This is a genomic window from Pseudomonas sp. FG35 (genome assembly GCF_057809295.1).
This window is the reverse complement of sequence record NZ_JBMDJR010000010.1, coordinates 127,721-150,684: the sequence shown is the minus strand read 5'-3', so window position 1 is coordinate 150,684 and position 22,964 is coordinate 127,721. Positions and strand designations below refer to the sequence as shown.

The following is a 22,964-nucleotide window of genomic DNA, read 5'->3' as shown; positions in this document are numbered from 1 at the left end:
ATTTACGCTGCCAGGCCAGCCCTGTACTTCCAGGCGATGAATGCCAACGGCACGTAGGCGACCATACAGCCCAGAACACCTGGCACAACACCGGTTCCAGCCAGCAACGCCCATGGCAACAACCAGACCACGTTGATCACCACCACCGCCGATGTGACGGCCAGATGACTCGAAGTGCGTTGCGCAGCATGCTGATAGGCATGACTACGGTGAGCCTGATACACCTTGTCGCCCTTTAGCAACCGCCGGACCAGCGTCCAGGTAGCGTCAACAATGAAAACCCCCAACAGAATCAACCAACTCCACAGCAGCTCCGGTTTCTCCCACGCCGCTTGAAGCGCCATGGCTCCCAGCACCATGCCGAGAAACCCGCTGCCCGCATCCCCCATGAAGATCCGTGCAGGCGGGAAATTCCAGCAAAGAAAACCGGCGACAGCCGCAGCCAGAACCAGCGCGCCACCGATCAAGTCGGGATGGCCGCACCAGCCGTAAACAACGCAGACCGCCAGACAGACACTGATGGCTTCAGCACTGGCCAGGCCGTCAATGCCATCCATGAAGTTATACAGATTGAGCATCCACACCAGATAGATCACGGCAAGCAGGTCGCCAAGCAATCGCAGGTCAACCAGTGCGCCAAACAATGGGACAGGCGCCAGACCCTTGATCCAGAACAACGCCCAGCCGGCAGCAATAAAGTGCCCAAGCAGACGCCAACGGGCAGCGATATGTCCGTGATCATCGGCGAAGCCAATCACTGCAACCAACAATCCGGCGCCCAGAATACCGATCATCGCGGCCTGTTCGAAAAGCCCTGCCGCGACCAGCAACGGCAAAGCCAGGGCAAATGCCACCACAATCGCAACACCGCCTCCCCTGGGCGTTGGAATCGAATGGGAACTGCGCTCATTCGGCACATCCATCAGGCTTCTGGCCAGCGCGTAACGCCGCAAGACCAGCGTCAACCCCCAGGACAGGAGAAAAACGACAAGCAAAATACTCCAGAAAATCATCTGTTCTTGGTATCCAGGTAGTAGTCAGCGGTCTGGCGCAATGCCCTCTCCACCCTAGAGGGAGGTGTCCAACCCAACACCTCTCGTGTATGCCTGATATCGACTTGCAAGGAGCCACAGAGCCTCTGCGCCAACGCTCCTTTTCCAAGCAGCTTGGCAGGCCATGTCAGCAATACCGCAGGGAGCGGCACCAGCGCCGCTGTTTTCCCGAGCGCACGCGCCATGCCGCTCAAGAGCGTGGTCGTCGACAGATCCTCGCCATCACTGACAAGAAACACCTGCCCCGCAGCCTTCGGGTGATCGATACAGGTCACCACGAGATCGACAAGATTGGTCAGCGAAACCAGACTTCGACGATTATCGATCGCACCGAACGGCAACGGCACGCCTTTATCGAGCCAGCGCATCATGCTGAGAAAGTTTGCCCGGACTCCCGGCCCGTAGACCAACGGCGGCCGGATGATGACCACTTCCATGCCGGTCTCCTGAGCGAGCTTTTGCAAGGCAAGCTCCGCCTCCAGCTTGGAAACGCCATACGGGTCTTTCGGCATGGGCCGATCCAGCGCAGTAAATGGCCGATCAGGCTCGGTCTGCTCGCCATTGACCTTGATACTGCTGATGAAAATAAACCGTTTGACGCCCGCCGCTGAGGCCTGCTGCGCCAGCTGGAGGGTCCCATCGACATTCACCCGCCGATATTCCGCCAGCGGATCAGAGGACGAATCGTCCATGACGTGCACCCGCGCAGCGGCATGCACAATGACGTCAATGCCGTTCAAATCAGGAAGCGCAGCTTGATCGCCGAGCTCCAGCGACACAATCGGACACAAACCCTTGAGACGCGTCTCGCCCCTGGCGGCAGCCACCGGAACCACTCGCCGATCAAGCAGCAACCTGAAGACCACCGCCTCACCGACAAATCCTCTGGCGCCGGTTACCAACACTCTTGGCATGTTCATTCGGCCTTGTTTCCAACCAGCGCGGTCAGCCAGCACACGAAGAAAAAGAACAACTTGTCCCTGCCCCGGCGCCGGCACCTGCAGGCACTCAGGGACAGCTTCAGTAACTGCCAGCGTCGCAAATCCTGCCAGCCACGAACGAAAGGATCCTGCTCCTTACCAACCAGCAGGGCGATCAGTCGAGCCTGGGAAAACCACCAACCGTTGTGGATTTTCTTGTACCGGACAACCAATGAACCGAGCCCAGTGTTGGCACCGACCTGATTGCGCTCATGCTGCCGGTATTGCAGGGTCGATTCAGGATCGATCACCCATGAATACCGATGACTTCGGGCAAATGCATAGCAATACCAGTCATGCAGACTGACCTCCTGCAACGCCTGCCAGTTGGCAACCATGGACGCCTTGATCGCGCCTGCCAATGACCGAGTGAAAACATAAGTGCAGCCGGGGCCGGCAGCCTCGAACAGATAATCCCATTCGACTTGAGCCTGAGCCTTGTCCAGCAAGTGAGTACGACCATCAGGCCAGAAAGCCGACACATTGCTCGAGTAAGCGTCCGCGCTCTGCTGGCGCAACAAACGGCAGGCACGCTCCAGCTTGTCGAGACGCCATATGTCGTCCTGATCGGCGAAAGCGACATAATCGTAAGCGCCCAGCTCGACATCACGCATCAAACGAAAGAAGTTGCGCGATGCTCCTCCGAAACGCCCTGCCGGCGGCAACAGAACGACATTCGAATGCCGAGCGGCGAACGATGCGCACCAGGATTCGGTGCCATCATTGGAGGGATCGACGCTGATGTGAATAGTCACATCAACGCCTGTCTGAGAAAGGATCGAGCAAAGTTGCTCCTCGATCCATTGCATGCCGTTGTAGGCCGCCAGCAACACGGCAACTTTAGGAGGGTTTACTGGCATGCCTATCCTGCTTACCGGTTGAACGCAGCATTGAAAGGAAAACGAATTTCCAATCAGTGAGCAGGTGAATCCAGCAGTTTCTGCAGGTATTGCCCGTATCCGGTTTTCTTCAACGCGTCGGCCTGAGCGGACAGCTGCTCGGCAGTGATCCAGCCATTGTGATAGGCGATCTCTTCGAGACATGCCACTTTCAAGCCCTGACGCTGCTCGATCGTATGAACGAAGTGACTGGCCTCAAGCAGCGAGTCATGCGTACCGGTGTCGAGCCACGCAAAACCACGACCCAACATCTCCACCTTGAGCGACTTCTGCTCGAGATAGGCACGGTTGACGTCGGTGATTTCCAGCTCTCCGCGCTCCGATGGCTTGATGCCTTTGGCGATCCTGACCACATCGTTGTCGTAGAAGTACAAGCCGGTAACAGCGTAGTTGGACTTCGGCTTCAGTGGCTTCTCTTCAATACTCAGTGCCTGGCCCGTCTTGTCGAACTCGACGACACCGAAACGCTCCGGATCGGAAACGTGGTAGCCAAACACGGTAGCACCGGACGCCTGGGCACTGGCAGAACGCAGATTGTCCGAGAAGTGCTGACCGTAAAAGATGTTGTCGCCCAGAATCAGGCAGCAAGGATCCTTGCCGATGAACTCTTCGCCGATGATGAACGCCTGCGCCAGACCATCCGGAGATGGCTGTTCGGCATAGCTCAACTTGATACCGTACAGGCTGCCGTCACCCAGCAGCTTCTTGAAACAGGGCAAATCTTCCGGCGTGGAGATAATCAGGATTTCACGCATGCCGGCCAGCATCAGTACCGACAACGGATAGAAGATCATCGGCTTGTCGTAAATCGGCAACATCTGCTTGGAAACACCAAGGGTCAACGGATGCAGACGAGTGCCCGAGCCGCCAGCGAGGATGATGCCTTTACGATTTGTCGTGGTCATTTATTCAGAACTTCCATAAGCATTCGGGTTACACCACTTTGCCAATCCGGCAAGTGTAGAGAAAAATTGTCACGCAGCTTCCGGGTATTCAATCGCGAATTCCGGGGACGACGCGCAGGCGTCGAATAGGCTGCCGTTTCAATCGGATTGATCGACATCACAGCCAGCGTCTCGCCATGCGCTTTCGCCACTTCGACAACATGTTGGGCATAGCCATGCCATGACACCTCACCCGCCGCCGCCAGGTGGTAGACACCTGCCAGATCCGGGCGCTGCAAAACCTGGCGAATGGCGTGTGCAGTGACATCGGCGATCAGATCCGCACCGGTCGGCGCACCGATCTGATCGTTGATCACATTCAGTTCTTCACGCTCTCTGGCCAGGCGAAGCATGGTCTTGGCGAAGTTGTTGCCGCGAGCACTGTAGATCCAGCTTGGACGAAAGATCAGGTACTTGCAGCCGGATGCAACGACCGCCTCTTCCCCGGCAAACTTGCTGGCACCGTAGTGATTGACCGGTGCAACTGCAGCGTCTTCCAGCCAGGGGGTAGTGCCCTCTCCGCTGAAAACGTAGTCCGTTGAATAGTGAACCAGCCATGCGCCCAGGGATAATGCCTCCTCGGCCAAGGCCTGCACCGCCTTGACGTTCACCAGATCAACCAGCTCCCGCTCGGATTCGGCTTTGTCTACGGCAGTGTAGGCGGCGGCATTAACGATCACGTCTGGCCTGACCGTGCGAATGGTCGCGCGCAGACCTTCGAGATCAGTGAGATCACCACACAAACCGCCCACGGTTTGACGATCAAGGGACAACAGCTCGCCCAGTGGCGCCAGGGAGCGTTGCAGCTCCCAGCCCACCTGGCCATTTTTTCCTAGAAGGAGGATTCTCATGCCTTTGTCGAACGACCTGCGTAGTTCTGGTCAATCCACTGTTGGTAGCTGCCACTCTTCACGTGAGCGACCCACTCAGTATTGCTCAAATACCACTCGACCGTTTTACGGATTCCACTTTCAAAGGTCTCCTCGGGCGTCCAGCCCAGCTCACGCTGGATTTTACTGGCGTCAATCGCGTAACGCTGATCGTGTCCCGGACGATCCTGAACATAGGTGATCAGGCTGGCATGCGGACGGTGAGCGGAGTCAGGACGCAGTTCGTCAAGCAGGGCGCAAAGGGTATTCACCACTTCGATGTTCTGCTTTTCGTTGTGGCCGCCAATGTTATAGGTCTCGCCGATAACGCCCTCGGTCACGACCTTGTACAGGGCGCGTGCGTGATCCTCGACATAAAGCCAGTCACGCACCTGGTTACCCTTGCCGTAAACAGGCAGCGGCTTGCCTTCCAGCGCGTTGAGAATGATCAGCGGGATCAGCTTCTCGGGGAAGTGGCAAGGACCATAGTTGTTCGAGCAGTTGGTAACGAGCGTTGGCAGGCCATAGGTACGAGCCCAGGCGCGAACCAGGTGGTCGGAGCTGGCCTTGCTGGCCGAGTAAGGCGAACTTGGCTGATACGGCGTGGTTTCCGTGAAGAGATCTTCGGGACCCTCAAGGTCTCCGTAAACTTCGTCGGTGGAGATATGGTGAAAACGGAAAGCGGCCTTGCGTTGATCATCGAGGGCCGCCCAGTAGTGGCGGGCCGCTTCGAGAAGAGTGTAGGTGCCAATGATATTGGTCTGGATAAACTCGGACGGGCCGGAAATGGAACGATCGACGTGGGATTCGGCCGCCAGGTGCATGATGGCATCTGGTTGATGTTCACGCAGAACACGGTCGATCTGATCACGATCACAGATATCGACTCGCTCGAATGCGTAACGCGAATCCTGGCTGACTTCGGCGAGCGACTCAAGGTTGCCGGCATAGGTGAGCTTATCGACATTGACAACGGAGTCGGTGGTATTGGAAATGATGTGTCGGATGACTGCCGAACCGATAAAACCTGCACCGCCGGTGACTAGAATTTTCACGCGAAACCATACCCTTGAGTTACTGAGAGGACCGCCAACCGGGCCCTGCCTGATCCATGAATGCAAAAGCCATCAACTTTGCGGAGGCTTTCGATAGAAACAGCCTGCACCGACAGGGATAACCACCATCGGAACGGCGTAGCATTTTACAGTTTACCGGAAGATTTACTAATGGATATGGACAAGCTGCTGTGCAATTTCATACGCACGTCTGAAGGGCATCGGCCTTAAACAGGCCGCTTGCGTGAAACACGCGGCACAATACGTAGAATACCTCTTATAAGCGGGCCAACTATCATGCCCGCCAGCAATGCCAGCACCACGATCAAAGAGACAGGCAACTGGGGCCCCGCCCATCCCAGAAACAGCAACGAGACCGATTGTTGATTCTCAAGGACAAATGCCAGCAGCATCAGGACCAATAACAGGAAAAATACGACGAAGCCTGCACGCTTGAAGTTACGCATGACCGACACTCCGAAATCTCGACGAAATCAAAGCTCGCCCTCCTCTTCCTCGTTCACGCGGTCACGCAACTCCTTGCCCGGCTTGAAATGTGGAACGAACTTACCGTCAAGGCTGACGGATTGCCCGGTTTTCGGGTTCCGCCCAACACGCGGTGCGCGATAGTGCAGGGAGAAGCTGCCAAACCCGCGGATCTCTATGCGATCACCGGTAGCAAGGCATTGGGACATTTGCTCAAGCATGGTCTTGATGGCCAACTCCACATCTTTGGATGAGAGCAGCCCTTGATGGGTGACAATTCGTTCGATCAACTCCGACTTCGTCATGTTTTTCCCTTCTTTTTCAAGCAGCTAGATCCGCGCTACAAAGGGTTTTAGCATGCGCTGAAGATTTTGAACAGCCTGAGTATTGACGAACCCGCAAGTTCAACTTTACAGGGCCCGGAGCCGCGGCGGGCGCCAGCCCGAACCTCAGGAACTCCGACCCCGTCCCGGCAGTGTTTTTCACGGTTTGCAGATCACAAACATCGTTCGCGTCAGGTATCCGGCCGGGTTCCAGCCGAATGGATAGTCCTCGGCGTCCTCCTTGGAATCACTGGACCTGGCCACGACCTTGTACCCCTTCGCCGGACACTCGCGAGCCGCACGCTTTTCGCACTTCTCCCAACTGGAGCCAAGCCCCGAACAATCGATACGTACACCGGTTTCGCCACGAACGACATGGGTTTTACTGTTGGTTGTACAGCCCGCCAGGATCAGCAACATCGCAACAACGATAAACCTGTTCATCCCCCTACCTACCCCCGACACAACCAACACCCTGCAAAGGCAGCTCAGATCCGCCCCGTCCAGAAAAGACCACAAGGCACCGAACTTGGTTTCCTTTTTAATGCCCGTCACTTGAAAAAGCCCATTTCACCTCAGGCAGAACGGGACGCACGCCTCACGAGAAAAAAGACGGATTCAGCCCGACCAACCCCCTTAAAACCTTACCCCGTTCTTGTTACAAAATAATTCAATGAACACTTCCAAACACCACAAAAGCACAGCCTGTCACGCCCCAAACCTGCCGCCACGGGGGCGCGAAATGCAATCCACTTTCAGACGAGAACCGATACCAGTCGGATCCCAATGATGGTCTAGACCGTCATAAATGGTTATTATCGCCGCGCCAAGCGTAGGAAAAACCTGTACGCATCATCGGAAAAGTCACGAGTTAAGTGATGAAAAAGCCGACTTGGCCCCCACGAAAAGCGCTGATGTTTTACCTTGCATATAGGCAACTCACGAAGTTTTTCAAAGCCTCCGCAGCTCGAATGCCGAGGTTTGGCTCAAAAGCGTATACGTGTTTCTGACGTTGCGAGGCCAGCAGAGTCATTGCAAAAACTGACGTTCACCTGTGAGAAGACTTTTCTCCAGCTTTTACTGGAGTCGAGACATGGAGTTCACATATCTGCCAGCACCGCGATACCCAGCTTGACCGGATCCACCCTCAAAAAAATTGCGATCTGGTGTCGATGTCACCGCATTGATCCAGGTTCATACGCCCAACTCTTGCACAACCTCGATCGGTAAGTAAGGCAACCCCCCAGTTTGTAGCCTGATCTACCTATAAGGACATTCCATGTCGATTCAGCTGTTCGTACCAAAATTCCGTATTGATGAATGCCTCGCTGCCATTCGCGAATGCCTCGAAAAAGGCTGGACCGGTCTCGGCTTCAAAACCGCGACCATGGAAGAGGAATGGAAAACCTATACCGGTTTGCCGAATGCCCACTTCCTGAGCTCCAACACCGTTGGCCTGCACCTGGCAGTAGAACTGTACAAGACCAAGTTCGGCTGGAGCGATGAAGATGAAGTCATCACCACGCCACTGACCTTCATTTCGACCAACCACGCCATTCTGTATGCGGGCATGAAGCCTGTATTCGCGGACGTCGACGCATCGCTGTGCCTTGACCCGGAAAGCGTTATCGAGCGCATCACGCCAAAAACCAAGGCTCTGATCTTTGTCGGCATCGGTGGCAACATCGGCCAGTACCAGAAAATCGTCGAAATCTGCAAAGAGCACGACATCAAGCTGATCCTGGATGCCGCCCACATGGCAGGCACTCGCGTCAACGGCAAACATGTTGGCCAAGAAGCCGACTGCGTCGTGTTCAGCTTCCAGGCTGTGAAAAACCTGCCGACCGCCGACTCCGGCATGATCTGCTTCAAGAGTAAAGAAGACGACGAGCGGGTTCGCAAGCTGAGCTGGCTGGGCATCAACAAAGACACCTTCGCTCGCACCGCCGCACAAGGCGCGTACAAGTGGATGTACGACGTTGAAGAGCTGGGCTACAAATACCACGGCAACTCGATCATGGCGGCCATGGGCCTGGTTCAGCTCAAATACCTGGACCTGGACAACGCCTACCGTCGTCAGCTGGCGAGCTGGTACCGTGAGAACCTGGCCGGCCAGACCAAGATCGACATCGTCAACGTAACACCAGGTTGCGAGTCCTCGACCCACCTGCTGCAGATTCGCGTCAAGGATCGCGATGCTCTGATGCTCGCGCTGAACGAGCACCAGATCTACCCGGGCGTGCACTACCGCGATAACACCGAGTACTCGATGTATTCGTTCGGTGCCGGCACCTGCCCGAATGCAGCCAAGGCCAGCCAGGAAATCCTGTCGCTGCCGATGCATCTGGGGCTGACCCGTGCCGACGTCGACACCGTGTGCGAACTGCTGATCCGCTACGCAAAATGAAGCGCTCACTCCCCTCGTTTGATGAAGGCGCAATGCGCCTTCGCTTGATCGAAGAGAGTGACCTGCACGAGACCTTGTCCTGGAGAAACCGGGACGAGGCACGTGTCTGGTTCAAAACTTCGACGCCTCTCACTTACGAGCAGCATGCCAACTGGTTTCATCAGCGTTATCAGCCGAGCGAGACCGACTTTCTGTTTGTCGTCGAAGCAGACGGCAAGCTGGTCGGCCAGGCGTCCGTCTATGGCATCGACTGGCAGAACCGCACCGCTGAAGTCGGTCGTTTTCTGGTTGACGCCGATCAGGCGGGTCGCGGCCATATCGGTCGTGCCTGTGGTGTACTGCTGGATATCTGCTGGCACACGCTTGATCTGGACTATGTCTTTCTCGAAGTCATCGAGACCAACGATCGCGCCATTCACCTTTACCGCAAACACGGTTTTTGTGAAGAGCAGCGTTACGACGGCCTCATCAGAATGGGCCTTCGAAAAAAACAGGCGAGAACTGAATGACGAGTGTCACGAGGCTGTTTATCGATAGCACGCGCGCATTGAAAATGTGGCGCGTCTGGACTTACCTGGGCGTTCAGGACATCAAGGCAAAATTTCACCGGTCATTCTTCGGTCCCCTGTGGATCGTGCTGACGACCGGTTTTTTTGTGACGGGTGTCGGGCTCATCTACGGTCTGCTGTTCGGCCAACCTGTTCACGAGTTTCTGCCTTACCTGGCCTGCGGTTTCGCCCTTTGGGGCTTTATCGTGGCATCGATCACCGATGCCAGCGCCACGTTCGTCAGGGCCGAGGGCTACATAAAACAGTTCTCCTATCCAAAGCAGATTTACCTGCTGAGAACGCTGATCTCGAGCGTGATCGTATTGTTGATCGGCATTGCCGTCGTGATCCCCGTGCAACTGTTCTTCAACGAGATCACTCCGCTCGGCTGGCTGTACGCTCTTCCGGGGCTGGCCCTGCTGATCATGGCGGCACTGGGTCATATCGCGGTCAGCGCCTATCTGGGCGCACGTTTTCGCGACTTTCCCCATGCCATGGCCGTCATGCTGCAGATGATGTTCTTCATCACGCCGATCATGTTCCCGATCAAACTGCTCCATGAGAAAGGACTTGGGTTCATCTATCAGTTCAACCCGCTCTATTACCTCATCGACGTGGTACGACACCCCATCATTCAGGGTGAACTTGCCCTGCCGGAAAACTACCTGTACGCCGGTGTGTATGTACTGGCCACCTGGGTAGCCGCTTTGCTTGTCGCCTACAAGCTTGATTCTCGTGTGGTTTTCCTCTTATGACTCGTGCATCGCTGATTCTGAAAAACGTCGACATCACCTTCGAAGGTGCACTCAGCAGTGAAGAGGGACTGAAAAGCTGGCTCAAGCGCAAGTTGCTGACGCGCAATGTCGATACGGCCACCAACTATCGTATCGAAGCGCTCAAAGGCATCAACCTGGAAATCAACCATGGTGAGCGTGTCGGGCTGATCGGGCTCAATGGCGCCGGCAAGAGCACCTTGCTCAAAGTCATGGCGGACATTTATCCGCCCACCGCAGGATCGGTTTCGATCAAAGGGCACGTCTGCCCGATGTTCGAGTTCGCCACCGGTTTCGAGATGAATCAGTCGGGCTGGGACAACATCCGTATTCGCGGACTGTTGCTGGGCATGTCCGCCGATGCCATCGAAGAAAAGCTGCCGGAAATCGCCGCGTTCACTGAGCTCGGCGACTTTCTCGACTACCCGGTACGTACTTACTCCTCCGGGATGTTCATTCGTCTGGCATTTGCCGTGTCGACCAGCATCAACCCGGAAATCCTGCTGATCGACGAAGTCATGGGCGCCGGTGACATTTCCTTCGCGGAAAAAGCCAAACGCCGCATGTTCGAATTTATGGAACAGGGAAAAATCCTGGTGTTCACCACCCATAACTTCAATCTGCTGAATGACTTCTGCACCCGCACGGTGTGGCTGCATAAAGGCCAGATTGTCGCGGATGGCCCGACCGACGAAATCGTCAAGCGTTACAACGAAGCGCACACCAACGCTCAATAAAAATCTCAACCTTTTCCGGCCAAGACTTACAGCTAGGATAGCGAGCCAACATGACGACCCCCTATAACTTAAAGAACATTCAAGCCCTGCGGTGGCTTGCTGCACTGCTGGTTTTCATTCAACACGCGGTGTACTTCTCCGGACAAATCAATAACGATTCCCTGCAAGGCTTCTTGCGACTGAGCTTCGGATCGATCGGTGTCTTCGTATTTTTCATCATTTCCGGCTTCGTCATCGCCTTGCAGACAGACAAGAAACCAAGCCTGTTCGCTGCGCACCGACTCGCGCGCATCTACCCGGCCTTTTTCATTGCCGTCATTGTTGCCTCGCTGATTTTCCTTGTTTTCTCCAGTTACCGTCCTGTTTTGAACAGCGGCACACTTTCGATGCTGCTGATTCCGGTCGGCTCGCTGAACGGGACGTTCCAGATCCCATACTGGACATTGATCTACGAAGTATTTTTCTACGCACTGGTGTTCCTGGCGATGATTGCCTTCAAGGCCAGACCACAACTGTTGAACATTGCCATGTTTGCCTGGTTGCTGGTCATCCTTGGGTTTGCCAATGCAGGCATCAAGACCAGTGTCGCCATGCCGACATTGAGTGAAATCGTTATTTCGACGCTGAACATTTACTTCATCGTCGGTTTCTTCCTGTCGCGCCTGCTTTTCCAGCCGACAAACGGGATTGCCTATGCCGCTCTCTTCGTCATGGCATTGGAGGCGGTGTATTTTCCTGAACAGCGCTATACCGCCATCATCTGCACAATGGGCGCCATCGCTATCCTGGCACTGATCAGACTGCCCGCACTTCCAGCATTTCTCATCAAACTGGGCGACTACTCCTACGGCATCTACCTGATGCACATGCCGGTGATCTTTTGCCTGTTCCTGGCCCTCAAACCTCACGGTGTGGATCTCTACACCTCGATTGCGATCATGACCGCGATTGCATTGCCGGCAGCCTTTCTGTTCGGCAAGTTCGAGTACTGGCTCTATCAGACCAAAATTCGCCCGGCCGTAGATAAACTTCTGACCCGCCAAAGCTCGCTTCATCAGAACCAGCCCCTGGAGCAGCCATGAAATTTAGTGATTTCTCCTCTGACCTGAAGATTCATGCCAGTTCCAAGGCACCGTCGAAACCGAAGGTCACGGTGATTCTCCCGACCTATTCCCGCGGCCACGGGCCGCTGCAGGAATCCATCGACAGTGTATTGGCACAAAGTTACCGAAACTTTGAACTGATCATTGTCGACGACGGTTCACGGGACGGCTCTGCGGCCGTCCTGCAGGAATACCTGAAGAAAGATCCGCGCATCATTGTTCATTCGTACCACAAGAACAGCGGCCTGCCGGCCTTGCGCGTCAACCAGGCGGCACTGCGGGCGAAAGGCAAATACATTGCCTACCAGTTCGACGACGACATGTGGACCGAGCACAGCCTGCAAGTGCGTGTCGAGCAGCTGGAAAAGTGCACCAGACCTGCAGTGGCCTATGCCAACGCCAGCGTCGACATCGCTCTCGCCGACGGGTCGATCACTACCCGCAAGCTGGGCGGACCGTTCAACTATGGCCTGTTGATGAACGGCAACTACATTGCCAACAACACGGTCATGCACCACAAGTCCCTGTTTGATATCGCAGGCATGTATGACTCGCACGTCATGATGCGCCGTTACTCGGACTATGATCTGTGGTTGCGATTCGCCAAACACGCCGACTTTATCTGGGTCGACGAAGTGACGTCGCATGTACGGGCCAACCTGGTCGACTCGCTGGGCAAGGAAATTCCATTGTTCTTCGCGCGGTACAGAAAGAGCCTGGCGATATCACGCGATCATTTGCTGACCCCTGCAAAAATCAACGACTACGACGTCATCGATCTGTCGCAATTTGCCGATACGTTCACCGATGCGGAAATCATTGAATACCGGCGCATGGAAGCCGCGCCGTTCCTGACCAAGTTCAATGATTACTGCAGCGACTCCGAAATGGCGGTCGCAGCGGCCGCTCGAGGACGCAAGCTGCACTTGTTGACCGTGAAACCGGATTATTCGACATCGGTGGATGTCACGATCCACAACTTCACGCAACTGGCAGAACAGCGGGCGATCACCAGCACTTTCGTCAAGGAAAACGACCTGCCGGTCATCGATCTGGCGGGCGTGGATGTGACCGTGCTCTATCGCACTGTCGGCGTTGCCGGCAGCCAGTTCGTCAAGAACCAGAAAGGCAATATGCCTTTGGCCTACTTGATGGACGACAACATGCTGCACTTCCATGAAGTCGGTCCCCAACACAGCTTTCTTGCGCCTGGCACACCGACCTATCAGAACATCGCGCAACAGATCCAGTCGGTCGACACCTGCATCGGTTACAGCGATGCAATCAATGAAGACCTGCGCGAGCTCAACAGTAAAACAGTTCGGCTCAATACCAACATTCATGCCCGGTTCGTGCAAAAACGCACCTATAGCCGCGGCAAGCGTCTGAAAGTTGCAATCATGTCCGGTGCCGTGCGCGAGGATATTCTGCGCGAGCTCTGGCAAGCACTTGCGAACTTCGCCAGCGCCCACGCCAATTCGGTAGAGTTTCACTTCTGGGGTCTGGATCCGGAGAAATTCGGCACACTGGAATGTCCGGTCTTCTTCAAACCGTTCACTCACGTCTACGAAAGCTATATTCGCGACCTGAGCGAAACCAGCTTCGACATCGCACTGGTTCCCCTGGACTTCAGCACCCGCGCCGCGCGCAGCAAAAGCCCGGTCAAATTGCTGGAATCAGTCGCCGCCGGCGCCATCGGCATCTTCACCGATGCCGTACCCTACTCCGACATTCCAGATGCCTGTTGTGTGAAGGTCGAAAACACGGTCGAGGCCTGGGAACAGGCGCTGAATCATTGCTACGAAATGGGCCAGCAAAAGCGTGACCAGATGCTGGAAAACGCCCGGGAACTGGTGCTTTCGCGCTATACCACCGAATCGCAGTTCTACGACTTCCTTGCCAGCTGCGAAGCCGTTCGCCTGCATTCCAGACTGGGTGACAAAGCCATTGCCTATGCCTTCCACGAAACAGCGCTGGGCGGCGCCACGCTGCACCTGATCCGCCACGCCAGCCTCGTGGCTTCGCTGGGTTTCCGCGTTGTCGGCATCGTTCCGCAGGATGCCACCTACGGCCCGATCTTCAAGGCGCGCTGGGACGCCGCAACGAATGGGGCGTGCCTGCTCGAAGAGCAATGGCCTTCGGGGTATATCGACAGTCCGCAACCGCAGCGTCCGTTTCAGCCGCAGGATGAGGCGGCAGCAAGGCATCTGTCCAATTGCCTCGAGCCGGAAAGAGTCGGCTTCCTGCACTTTGCGACATGGTCACCGACCATGAGCCTGCTGGCCAAACAACTGGGCATTCCCTGCAGCGCCAGTGTCCACCAGTTTTATGAGGGCGCCGGCAACTCCATCGTTCACTTTGCCGACTCGATCCACTGCTCCTCGCTGACTCATGGCTTCAAATGGTCGAGCCTGTCGAAAAGTCCGGCCCGGCGTATCGTCTGCCCGGTCGCCGACGATTACTTCGCCAGTTTCGCTACCAATCGCGCCCGTGCAGCCAAGAGCGGCAATGCCTTGCGAATTCTTGTCTCCGGCACGCTGCAGCCGCGAAAGAACCAACTCGGCGCAATTCAGGCGGCAATCCTGCTCAACGATGCCGGCTTCGATGTTTCGCTGGACCTGATCGGCTACACGGTGTTTCACAATCAATACCTGGCCGAGTGCACTTCATTAATTGAAGCCAGCCAATATAAAGATAAATTCATCATTCATGGTTTTATCGATGATCCAAAACCGTTTTATGATAAGTGCGACTTGTTGTTGATATCGGCTACCGATGAGTCCATGCCTCAAACCATGTTGCAGGCAATGGCCATGGGTATACCCGTTGTTTCAACAATTGTCGGCGGCGTAGGGGAAATCATCAAACATCGCTACAGCGGCTTCCTCGCCCAGGACGACAGTCCAGAGGCCATGGCAGCGGCAGTATCGCAGTACATCCGGTTGTCACAATTGCAGCGTCTGGAAATCATCGATCGTGCGCAGCGATCCATGAAATTCCTTGCCCGCCCGACCTACGTCCGCTCCGAACTGGTGGATCTGTACAACCAGGCATTCGAGGAGTTCGCCCGGCACCGCAAAGCTGCACAAAAGCCCGGCGACAACTCGTCCAGGACCTCGGCGTCTTCGTATGAACAGATGCTGCTTGCAACTCTGAACACCACCCGCAGTCAGATCAGCCAATTAAGCAGAGCGCTGGATAAATGACATTAGAGAATGAAGTGGTGAACGTTGACCTGGGTTGCGGGAAACGCAAACAGGAAGGATTTTTCGGCATCGATCGATTCCCGATGCCGGAAGTCGATATGCTGGCCGATATCGATCTTGGCATTCCGCTGCAAGATGATTCGGTCGATATGTTGTTCTCGTCGCACTTCCTGGAACACGCCCGGGATCTGATGTTCACCATGCGCGAAATCTATCGCGTCTGTAAGCATGGGGCACAGGTATGCATTATCGCCCCCTATAACGAACAGAAACTGAATATCGCCAACCCTTACCACATCACGATTTTCAACGAGCACACGCCTCGCTTCTGGACTGACCACACGGAAACACCGGTGGATGAAGCGGACTATGCGGATCCGGTAAAGCGCCCCTGGGGACTTTCAAAGTCAGACAACTCCAATCCCGGTCTCGATATTCGACTGATCAACATGGAGTTCTTCTACTTCCCCGAGTACCTGCATCTACCGCTCGAGCAAAAGAGAAAGTTTCGTAACGAGCGCTTCAACGTATGTGACCAGATCATGTACCAGTTGATCGTTTGGAAAGGTGATGAATGCTCGCCTGGCGTCAGCTACGAAGATCACGTCAGCGCATTCAAACCTTATGAACCTCATTACATCAGGCACCTCAAGATGCACGAGCAAAACGAAATCATCCAGAAGTTCACTCAGTCGGAAGCCGCTCTTCGTCAGCGAATCGAGGGCCTGAAAACCGAACTGGCACAAGCGACAAACGCGGCACAAGCCGCGGCGGCGGAACAATCGACAGCAGCCGCAGCTGCTCAGGCACTGGCAGCACAAGCCGCTGCGGCGGCCTCGGCGATTACCACCGATACGCTGCTGGAGCGGCGCATCAATGAGCTGACCGAGGACCGTGCACTGACTGACCGTCTGCTGCATGAAGCCCGGGCGGACAACCACCAGTTGCGGTTGCAGGTGATGAGTGCCTATGAAAAGGCTGAAGCCCTCTCGGCTCAGATCCACGAAGGCAAGACCCGGTTGATGAAGTCTCAACTGGAACAGGAACAACTGAGCGAACAGATAAACCGCCTGAGCGAACAGAACGCCAAACTTGAAAGCGACAATGTCGACGCCTTGCTGCTCGTCAATGAACTGCATGAACGCCTGGCAGAAGCCCAGTCCAATACCTCGGCGGCTCATCAGGCCCTGCTGGATCAGACGCAGGAAAACAAGGAGCTGCGCTCCCGCCTGGAAGTGTCGGCCATTGCCAATGCCAAAGTTGCTCTGGTCAAAGCCGAACTCGTTGCAGCCAACGGCATCATCGACTGGTATCGCGCCAAGGAAGAAACCTGGAACATCGAACAGCATCGCCTCCAGCAGGACGTAATCAACGCCCAGCAGGCGACGAAGAAAGCAGCACTGACTCAATCGCCTCTCGCCCAGGAAGTGCAACATCTGAACCTGGCTCTCAGCACTGCAAAGAGCCAGGCCAGTCAATCGCGCCACGAAGCATTGCAGGTCATTGACAGTCTTCAATCGGAAGTCCGGGAGTATCGCTCCTCGCGTTCCCTGCAACTGGTGTCGCTGTACAAGAGTAAAAGCTCGCTGTGGAATTCGATTTCCCCGGCCTTCACGCCGCTCAGAAGCTTTACTGAGAAACACCTGCTCAAGACCTCTCGGCCCGTGCTGACACTTGGCGATGACTTGCGCAACGTTCCCTATCGCGAATACCTGATGCCACTTCGTCAGGAGAACCTGGGCGGCGTATTGCTCGCGGTTCGACCGTTGATGCGCGGGCAACTCGGCCTGCTGGGCGTAGAGATCGTCTCCAGCAATGACGAAGTTGTTGCCCATGTCGTTCTACCTCTCGCCGACATCGATCCCGAGGTGCCGACTCGATTCGAACTTCCGACAGCGGCCACCCTGGACGCCAATTGGTATCTGCGTGTCTTCGTCAGGGACTCCGATGTACCGGTTGCCCTTTACGAAGTCAGCCAGTATTCCATCATGAAAAAGCGCACCAAATACTTCCCGTTTGCTGCTCTCCAGTAATGGTCAAAGGTCGCAGCTTGATGAAGGGAAAAATAGATATCCTGATGGTTATCGAAGGCGAGATAGCAACGACTCATTTAATTGAGCACATGCTGTCCGCCTGTCGATCCTATGGTGTTGTCTACCGGAAGAAGTTTCTGTCCGAACTGACGATAGCGGATATTCGCAAAACCACTATTCCACTGTTCGTGCGCAGCGGCGATCCTTCCCTGCGACTGTGGATAGAGAAACTGCAGAACGCCAATCATCCTTACATTTACTACATCGATGACAACTTCTGGAAAATCGAAGGCGACTCACCGATCGCCAAGTATTACCAGCACCCATTGATTCGGCACACACTGGAAATGGCCGTTTCAAGCGCTCACAGAGTACTGACGAATTCTGACTTGCTTGCGGAGTTTTTATTTCAGTTCAATGAAAAGATCGAAATATTGCCTTCGTTCTTCGATTTTTCCTTGTTGCAGCCCACCCGAAAGATCGAGCTTGATGAACTGCGAATAGGTTTTGCCGGCAGCCCTTCGAGGGCTGACGATCTGGATATTATCAAGCCTGTCATATCCCCTCTTCTTCAAGCCTACCCGCAGGTCGTTTTCGAGTTTATCGGTGCTGCCCCAAACGATCTTGAGCTCAACGATCGTATTCGCTGCTTCCCCCACACTGCGGACTATGCGGGCTTCCTGCATTTCAAGCAGGAGCGCCAATGGTCGATAGGCCTCGCGCCGCTCATCGACAATGCATCGAATCGCTGCAAGACCAATAACAAGTACAGGGAATACTCGGCATGCGGCCTGCCCGGTGTCTATTCGGACATGCCGCCCTATCAACGATCAATCGTCCAGGGTGAAACCGGGGTTCTTTCGCCCAATACCTCCGACGCGTGGTATTCGGCGATCAGTCGGTTGATTGAAGACAAGACGCTGCGAGAACGCATCGCAGCAAAAGCCTACGACGATGTTTTCAAAAAACACTCGGTCGCCCACGTGGCGACCATATGGTCCGAGCACTTCGCTCAAGTTCATCAGCACATGAAACGCCGCAAGATCAGTCCGTTGCGAACCAACCGACTCAGATCCTACGTCATGACGCGCTTTCTTCGATTCGAATCGCTTTGGGTACGCGCAGCAACCGTGTATTCCCAAGGCGGAATACGTTTGCTGGTACACAAACTGATCAATCGGATCAAATTCGCCTTCTCACGCAGTGATTCTCTTTAATCAGCCCCTTGATAGCGGCCCCGAATTTATCAGGATGTAAATTATGCGAGTTACAGTTTTCGGCACCGGGTATGTCGGACTCGTCACGGGCGCTTGCCTTGCAGATGTTGGACATGACGTGATGTGTGTCGATGTCGATAACGCGAAAATCGAGAGCTTGAAGCAAGGCATCATCCCGATCTACGAACCGGGACTGGACGCACTGGTGGCACAGAACCAACGCGAGGGCCGCCTGCACTTCACAACCGACGCCAGGCAAGCCGTGGACTTTGGCCAATTGCAAATGATCGCGGTGGGCACCCCGCCCAACGAGGATGGTTCTGCCGACCTGCAGCATGTGCTGGCCGTCGCTCGCACCATCGGCGAGTACATGACCGAGCACAAAGTAATCGTGAACAAGTCGACGGTTCCAGTAGGCACTGCCGACAAAGTCAGCCGGACCGTCGACGCGATCCTGCAGGCCAGAGACGCCGGGCTCGACTTCGATGTCTGTTCCAATCCCGAGTTTCTCAAGGAAGGCTCGGCCATCGAGGACTTTGCCAAAGGTGCCCGTATTATCGTCGGGACCGAATCCGAAACGGTCAAAGCAATCATGCGCGAGTGCTACGCACCTTATAGCCGCAACCACGACAAATTGATTTTCATGGATGTGCGCGCCGCCGAACTGACGAAGTATGCGGCCAATGCGATGCTGGCGACCAAGATCAGCTTCATGAACGAAATCGCACAGATGGCAGAGCGGCTGGGGGCCGATATCGAACAGGTCCGGCTGGGTATCGGCTCCGATCCACGTATCGGTTTCCAGTTCATTTACCCCGGTTGTGGATACGGCGGCTCATGCTTCCCGAAAGACGTTCAGGCGCTTGCCCGCACGGCTCAGGAAATCGGCTATGAGGCGCAACTGTTGAACGCCGTCGAGGCCGTCAACAACCGCCAGAAGAACGTGATGTTCGAGAAGCTGTCCCTCGCCTTCGATCACGACCTGAAGAACAAGACCATCGCTGTCTGGGGCCTGTCTTTCAAACCCAACACTGACGACATGCGCGCAGCGCCCAGTCGCAATCTGATCGAAGCAATCTGGGCGGCAGGTGGAAAAGTCCAGGCATTCGACCCGGCCGCCATGAGCGAGGCCACGCGCATTTACGGAGCACGCGACGATCTGCAACTGACAGCCAATCGTGAAATGGCACTGGAAGGCGCCGATGCCCTGGTAATTTGCACAGAATGGAAACAATTTCGCACTGTCGACTTCAAGAAGCTGAAAACCTGCCTTAATTACCCGGTACTGGTCGACGGGCGTAACCTGTTTGACCCTGCCGCGGCCAAGGAGGCAGGGTTCATGTACTACGCAATCGGTCGTGCTGACTCGCTCATGCCCGTTCTGCAACCTTAAGGAGCTGTCCCATGAAGATACTCGTGACTGGCGCAGCCGGTTTCATCGGCTTTCATGTCAGCCAGGCGCTGCTTGCCCGCGGCGATGAAGTCGTTGGCATCGATAATCTGAACGACTATTACGAAGTGGCTCTCAAGGATGCTCGCCTCGCGCAATTGACGCCGCAGGAGGGCTTCCGGTTTATCCGCATGGATATCGGCGACCGGACTGCGATGGCGGAACTGTTCGAGACAGAAGGCTTTGAAAAAGTTGTCCATCTCGCGGCGCAAGCCGGCGTGCGGTACTCGCTGGAGAATCCTCACGCGTATGCAGACAGCAACCTTACAGGCTTCTTGAACGTTCTCGAGGGCTGTCGACAAACTCACGTCAAACACTTGGTATATGCCTCGTCCAGTTCAGTGTATGGCGCTAACGAGAGCATGCCCTTCGCCGTGCAAGACAACGTTGACCATCCCGTCTCGCTGTATGCCGCCACGAAGAAAGCCAACGAATTGATGGCGCACTCGTACAGTCATCTCTATCGGTTGCCGACTACCGGATTGCGCTTTTTCACGGTCTACGGCCCTTGGGGCCGGCCGGACATGTCGCCGTTCCTGTTCGTGCGGGCAATCCTTGAAGGCAAACCGCTGAAGGTTTTCAATTACGGAAAGCATCGCCGAGACTTCACGTACATCGACGACATCGTCGACGGCGTCATACGGGTCCTGGACCATGTTGCTGCACCGAACGCTCAATGGTCAGGACTCAAGCCGGATCCGGCCTCCAGTGCGGCGCCCTGGAGGCTTTACAACATTGGCAACAGTCAACCGGTCGAATTGCTGGACTACATCAAGCACATCGAACAAGCGCTCGGCAAAACCACTCATAAAGAGCTTCTGCCGTTGCAGCCGGGCGATGTCGAACACACCTATGCCGATGTCGAGCAGTTGAAGATCGATACCGGGTATGCACCCGACACGCCGATTGAAAGCGGGATACAGCGCTTTGTGAACTGGTACAAGGACTTCTACAACATCAGCTGATGCTCTTATCGTTCAGCCATCAAAAGACGCCGGATATTGTGATCCGGCGTTTTTTTTTGTCGAATTCCAGGCACAAAAAAGGGCGACCGAAGTCGCCCTTTTTAATGATCAGACAGAACTCAGTTCTGTTTGGCCATTGCTTGACGCAGCAGTGCCGCCATGGTGGTGTCAGCTGCTTCACCTTCCGGAGCTGCTTTCAGGCTCTGGATGGCTTCTTTCTCTTCAGCGTCGTCTTTCGACTTGATGGAGAGGCTGATCTGACGGCTCTTACGATCAACGCTGATGATCTTGGCTTCTACTTCCTGGCCTTCTTTCAGAGCGTTGCGCGCGTCTTCAACGCGGTCACGGCTGATTTCGGAGGCTTTCAGAGTCGCTTCGATATCGTCGGCCAGAACGATGATGGCGCCTTTGGCGTCAACTTCTTTCACAGTGCCCTTAACGATTGCGCCTTTGTCGTTAACCGAGACGTACTCGGAGAATGGATCGCTTTCCAGTTGCTTGATACCCAGGGAGATACGCTCGCGCTCCGGGTCAACCGACAGGATAACGGTGTCCAGCTCGTCGCCCTTCTTGAAACGACGTACGGCTTCTTCGCCCACTTCGTTCCAGGAGATGTCGGACAGGTGAACCAGACCGTCGATGCCGCCGTCCAGACCAATGAAGATACCGAAATCGGTGATCGACTTGATGGTGCCGGAGATCTTGTCGCCCTTGTTGAACTGGCCAGAGAAGTCTTCCCATGGGTTCGACTTGCACTGCTTGATGCCCAGGGAGATACGACGACGCTCTTCGTCGATGTCCAGAACCATGACTTCCACTTCGTCGCCGACTTGTACGACTTTCGAAGGGTGGATGTTCTTGTTGGTCCAGTCCATTTCCGAAACGTGTACCAGACCTTCAACGCCTTCTTCCAGCTCAGCGAAGCAGCCGTAGTCGGTCAGGTTGGTTACACGAGCGGTAACGCGAGTGCCTTCTGGGTAACGGGCTTTGATAGCAACCCATGGATCTTCGCCCAGTTGCTTCAGGCCCAGGGAAACACGGTTGCGTTCGCGATCGTATTTCAGAACCTTGACGTCGATTTCGTCACCAACGTTGACGATCTCGGAAGGATGCTTGATGCGCTTCCAGGCCATGTCGGTGATGTGCAGCAGGCCGTCCACGCCACCCAGATCGACGAATGCGCCGTAATCGGTGAGGTTTTTGACGATACCTTTGACTTGCTGGCCTTCCTGCAGGGATTCCAGCAGAGCTTCACGCTCGGCGGAGTTCTCGGCTTCCAGGACGCTGCGACGGGAAACGACAACGTTGTTGCGCTTCTGGTCCAGTTTGATGACCTTGAATTCCAGCTCTTTGCCTTCCAGGTGCGTGGTGTCGCGCACTGGACGGACGTCAACCAGGGAACCTGGCAGGAACGCACGGATGCCGTTAACGTCGACAGTGAAGCCGCCTTTAACCTTACCGTTGATAACGCCCTTGACCACTTCCTCAGCTGCGAAGGCTGCTTCCAGAACGATCCAGCATTCAGCGCGCTTGGCTTTTTCACGGGACAGCTTGGTTTCACCGAAACCGTCTTCAACCGAGTCCAGAGCAACGTGAACTTCGTCACCGACGTTGATGTTCAGTTCGCCAGCGTCGTTGTAGAACTGCTCCAGAGGGATCAGTGCTTCGGACTTCAGGCCAGCGTGAACGGTTACCCAGCGAGCCTGGTAATCGATATCAACGATAACACCGGTGATGATGGAGCCTGCCTGAAGGTTCAGGGTCTTTAGGCTTTCTTCAAAGAGTTCCGCAAAGCTTTCGCTCATTTTAATTCCTGTTGATTAGGGCGAAAAATACGCCCATCTCCACATCCCAGACAATGTGGGTTAGTTTCATTTAAAAGAAGCGCCACAGGACTATGACTGGTCCCCTGCGGCC

Annotated in this window: 20 protein-coding genes; 10 read left to right on the top strand and 10 right to left on the bottom strand. The window is 55.2% G+C overall.

The genetic code is table 11. The features are described 5' to 3' along the window. Positions 1-2: 2 nt before the first annotated feature. From ACODTD_RS20425 to ACODTD_RS20385, 9 genes are all read right to left on the bottom strand, one after another. Positions 3-1,013, bottom strand: coding sequence for an MraY family glycosyltransferase (locus tag ACODTD_RS20425; protein WP_011335349.1), 1,011 nt, complete (start codon positions 1,011-1,013; stop codon positions 3-5). Next, on the bottom strand, positions 1,010-1,972 hold the full coding sequence (locus ACODTD_RS20420; protein ID WP_011335350.1) for a UDP-glucose 4-epimerase family protein: 963 nt from the start codon (positions 1,970-1,972) through the stop codon (positions 1,010-1,012). Before ACODTD_RS20420 ends, ACODTD_RS20425 begins: the two co-directional genes overlap by 4 nt. After that, positions 1,969-2,892 (bottom strand): glycosyltransferase, encoded by a 924-nt coding sequence (locus ACODTD_RS20415; RefSeq protein ID WP_011335351.1) that lies wholly within the window; start codon positions 2,890-2,892, stop codon positions 1,969-1,971. The genes ACODTD_RS20420 and ACODTD_RS20415 overlap by 4 nt, the downstream gene beginning before the upstream one ends. 53 nt (positions 2,893-2,945) lie before the next feature. Further along, positions 2,946-3,836 carry a glucose-1-phosphate thymidylyltransferase RfbA gene (gene rfbA / locus ACODTD_RS20410; protein ID WP_285354868.1) on the bottom strand — a complete coding sequence of 297 codons (891 nt, stop codon included), beginning with the start codon at positions 3,834-3,836 and terminating at the stop codon, positions 2,946-2,948. Beyond that, a complete protein-coding gene (gene rfbD / locus ACODTD_RS20405; RefSeq protein WP_011335353.1) occupies positions 3,833-4,726 on the bottom strand; it encodes a dTDP-4-dehydrorhamnose reductase in 894 nt (297 codons plus the stop codon). Before rfbD ends, rfbA begins: the two co-directional genes overlap by 4 nt. Beyond that, the gene (gene rfbB, locus ACODTD_RS20400; RefSeq protein WP_011335354.1) at positions 4,723-5,799 is read right to left on the bottom strand and encodes a dTDP-glucose 4,6-dehydratase; all 1,077 of its coding nucleotides are present in this window, start codon (positions 5,797-5,799) and stop codon (positions 4,723-4,725) included. The genes rfbD and rfbB overlap by 4 nt, the downstream gene beginning before the upstream one ends. A gap of 227 nt (positions 5,800-6,026) precedes the next feature. Beyond that, the gene (locus ACODTD_RS20395) at positions 6,027-6,266 is read right to left on the bottom strand and encodes a lipopolysaccharide assembly protein LapA domain-containing protein (RefSeq protein ID WP_041475389.1); all 240 of its coding nucleotides are present in this window, start codon (positions 6,264-6,266) and stop codon (positions 6,027-6,029) included. Between the two features lie 27 nt (positions 6,267-6,293). Then, complete coding sequence (gene ihfB / locus ACODTD_RS20390) at positions 6,294-6,590, bottom strand: integration host factor subunit beta (RefSeq protein ID WP_011335356.1); 297 nt, start codon at positions 6,588-6,590, stop codon at positions 6,294-6,296. 177 nt (positions 6,591-6,767) lie between these two features. After that, the gene (locus tag ACODTD_RS20385) at positions 6,768-7,052 is read right to left on the bottom strand and encodes a hypothetical protein (RefSeq protein WP_011335357.1); all 285 of its coding nucleotides are present in this window, start codon (positions 7,050-7,052) and stop codon (positions 6,768-6,770) included. 835 nt (positions 7,053-7,887) lie between these two features. Between ACODTD_RS20385 and ACODTD_RS20380 the strand changes: the two genes are divergently transcribed. From ACODTD_RS20380 to ACODTD_RS20335, 10 genes are read left to right on the top strand one after another with little or no spacing between them, the layout of a single operon-like run. Further along, positions 7,888-9,015: a DegT/DnrJ/EryC1/StrS family aminotransferase gene (locus ACODTD_RS20380; protein ID WP_011335358.1), complete on the top strand. Its 1,128-nt coding sequence runs from the start codon at positions 7,888-7,890 to the stop codon at positions 9,013-9,015. A 32-nt stretch (positions 9,016-9,047) separates the two neighbouring features. Next, positions 9,048-9,524 (top strand): GNAT family N-acetyltransferase, encoded by a 477-nt coding sequence (locus ACODTD_RS20375; RefSeq protein WP_221616033.1) that lies wholly within the window; start codon positions 9,048-9,050, stop codon positions 9,522-9,524. Further along, a complete protein-coding gene (locus ACODTD_RS20370; protein WP_011335360.1) occupies positions 9,521-10,318 on the top strand; it encodes an ABC transporter permease in 798 nt (265 codons plus the stop codon). The genes ACODTD_RS20375 and ACODTD_RS20370 overlap by 4 nt, the downstream gene beginning before the upstream one ends. Then, on the top strand, positions 10,315-11,073 hold the full coding sequence (locus ACODTD_RS20365; protein ID WP_011335361.1) for an ABC transporter ATP-binding protein: 759 nt from the start codon (positions 10,315-10,317) through the stop codon (positions 11,071-11,073). Before ACODTD_RS20370 ends, ACODTD_RS20365 begins: the two co-directional genes overlap by 4 nt. A 50-nt stretch (positions 11,074-11,123) precedes the next feature. Next, complete coding sequence (locus tag ACODTD_RS20360) at positions 11,124-12,155, top strand: acyltransferase family protein (RefSeq protein WP_011335362.1); 1,032 nt, start codon at positions 11,124-11,126, stop codon at positions 12,153-12,155. After that, positions 12,152-15,382: a glycosyltransferase gene (locus ACODTD_RS20355; protein ID WP_489105135.1), complete on the top strand. Its 3,231-nt coding sequence runs from the start codon at positions 12,152-12,154 to the stop codon at positions 15,380-15,382. Before ACODTD_RS20360 ends, ACODTD_RS20355 begins: the two co-directional genes overlap by 4 nt. Next, on the top strand, positions 15,379-17,415 hold the full coding sequence (locus ACODTD_RS20350; RefSeq protein WP_011335364.1) for a class I SAM-dependent methyltransferase: 2,037 nt from the start codon (positions 15,379-15,381) through the stop codon (positions 17,413-17,415). Before ACODTD_RS20355 ends, ACODTD_RS20350 begins: the two co-directional genes overlap by 4 nt. Before the next feature lie 44 nt (positions 17,416-17,459). Next, positions 17,460-18,632 carry a glycosyltransferase gene (locus ACODTD_RS20345; RefSeq protein ID WP_181457891.1) on the top strand — a complete coding sequence of 391 codons (1,173 nt, stop codon included), beginning with the start codon at positions 17,460-17,462 and terminating at the stop codon, positions 18,630-18,632. Positions 18,633-18,675: 43 nt separating this feature from the next. Continuing rightward, on the top strand, positions 18,676-20,025 hold the full coding sequence (locus ACODTD_RS20340; RefSeq protein WP_011335366.1) for a UDP-glucose dehydrogenase family protein: 1,350 nt from the start codon (positions 18,676-18,678) through the stop codon (positions 20,023-20,025). A gap of 11 nt (positions 20,026-20,036) precedes the next feature. After that, complete coding sequence (locus ACODTD_RS20335; protein ID WP_011335367.1) at positions 20,037-21,047, top strand: NAD-dependent epimerase; 1,011 nt, start codon at positions 20,037-20,039, stop codon at positions 21,045-21,047. Positions 21,048-21,166: 119 nt separating this feature from the next. Here the strand turns inward: ACODTD_RS20335 and rpsA are convergent, their stop codons facing one another. Continuing rightward, positions 21,167-22,852 (bottom strand): 30S ribosomal protein S1, encoded by a 1,686-nt coding sequence (gene rpsA / locus ACODTD_RS20330; RefSeq protein WP_011335368.1) that lies wholly within the window; start codon positions 22,850-22,852, stop codon positions 21,167-21,169. Positions 22,853-22,964: the final 112 nt, after the last annotated feature.

Bases quoted from the DNA above. Each gene is read 5' to 3' on its own strand.
- ACODTD_RS20340 (WP_011335366.1), top strand. From the start codon at position 18,676: ATGCGAGTTACAGTTTTCGGCACCGGGTATGTCGGACTCGTCACGGGC.
- ACODTD_RS20370 (WP_011335360.1), top strand. From the start codon at position 9,521: ATGACGAGTGTCACGAGGCTGTTTATCGATAGCACGCGCGCATTGAAA.
- rfbA (WP_285354868.1), bottom strand. From the start codon at position 3,836: ATGACCACGACAAATCGTAAAGGCATCATCCTCGCTGGCGGCTCGGGC.
- rfbD (WP_011335353.1), bottom strand. From the start codon at position 4,726: ATGAGAATCCTCCTTCTAGGAAAAAATGGCCAGGTGGGCTGGGAGCTG.
- ACODTD_RS20350 (WP_011335364.1), top strand. From the start codon at position 15,379: ATGACATTAGAGAATGAAGTGGTGAACGTTGACCTGGGTTGCGGGAAA.
- ACODTD_RS20335 (WP_011335367.1), top strand. From the start codon at position 20,037: ATGAAGATACTCGTGACTGGCGCAGCCGGTTTCATCGGCTTTCATGTC.
- ACODTD_RS20395 (WP_041475389.1), bottom strand. From the start codon at position 6,266: ATGCGTAACTTCAAGCGTGCAGGCTTCGTCGTATTTTTCCTGTTATTG.
- ACODTD_RS20385 (WP_011335357.1), bottom strand. From the start codon at position 7,052: ATGAACAGGTTTATCGTTGTTGCGATGTTGCTGATCCTGGCGGGCTGT.
- ACODTD_RS20365 (WP_011335361.1), top strand. From the start codon at position 10,315: ATGACTCGTGCATCGCTGATTCTGAAAAACGTCGACATCACCTTCGAA.
- ACODTD_RS20345 (WP_181457891.1), top strand. From the start codon at position 17,460: ATGGTTATCGAAGGCGAGATAGCAACGACTCATTTAATTGAGCACATG.
- ACODTD_RS20355 (WP_489105135.1), top strand. From the start codon at position 12,152: ATGAAATTTAGTGATTTCTCCTCTGACCTGAAGATTCATGCCAGTTCC.
- ACODTD_RS20380 (WP_011335358.1), top strand. From the start codon at position 7,888: ATGTCGATTCAGCTGTTCGTACCAAAATTCCGTATTGATGAATGCCTC.
- ACODTD_RS20415 (WP_011335351.1), bottom strand. From the start codon at position 2,892: ATGCCAGTAAACCCTCCTAAAGTTGCCGTGTTGCTGGCGGCCTACAAC.
- ACODTD_RS20375 (WP_221616033.1), top strand. From the start codon at position 9,048: ATGCGCCTTCGCTTGATCGAAGAGAGTGACCTGCACGAGACCTTGTCC.
- ACODTD_RS20425 (WP_011335349.1), bottom strand. From the start codon at position 1,013: ATGATTTTCTGGAGTATTTTGCTTGTCGTTTTTCTCCTGTCCTGGGGG.
- ACODTD_RS20420 (WP_011335350.1), bottom strand. From the start codon at position 1,972: ATGAACATGCCAAGAGTGTTGGTAACCGGCGCCAGAGGATTTGTCGGT.
- rpsA (WP_011335368.1), bottom strand. From the start codon at position 22,852: ATGAGCGAAAGCTTTGCGGAACTCTTTGAAGAAAGCCTAAAGACCCTG.
- ihfB (WP_011335356.1), bottom strand. From the start codon at position 6,590: ATGACGAAGTCGGAGTTGATCGAACGAATTGTCACCCATCAAGGGCTG.
- ACODTD_RS20360 (WP_011335362.1), top strand. From the start codon at position 11,124: ATGACGACCCCCTATAACTTAAAGAACATTCAAGCCCTGCGGTGGCTT.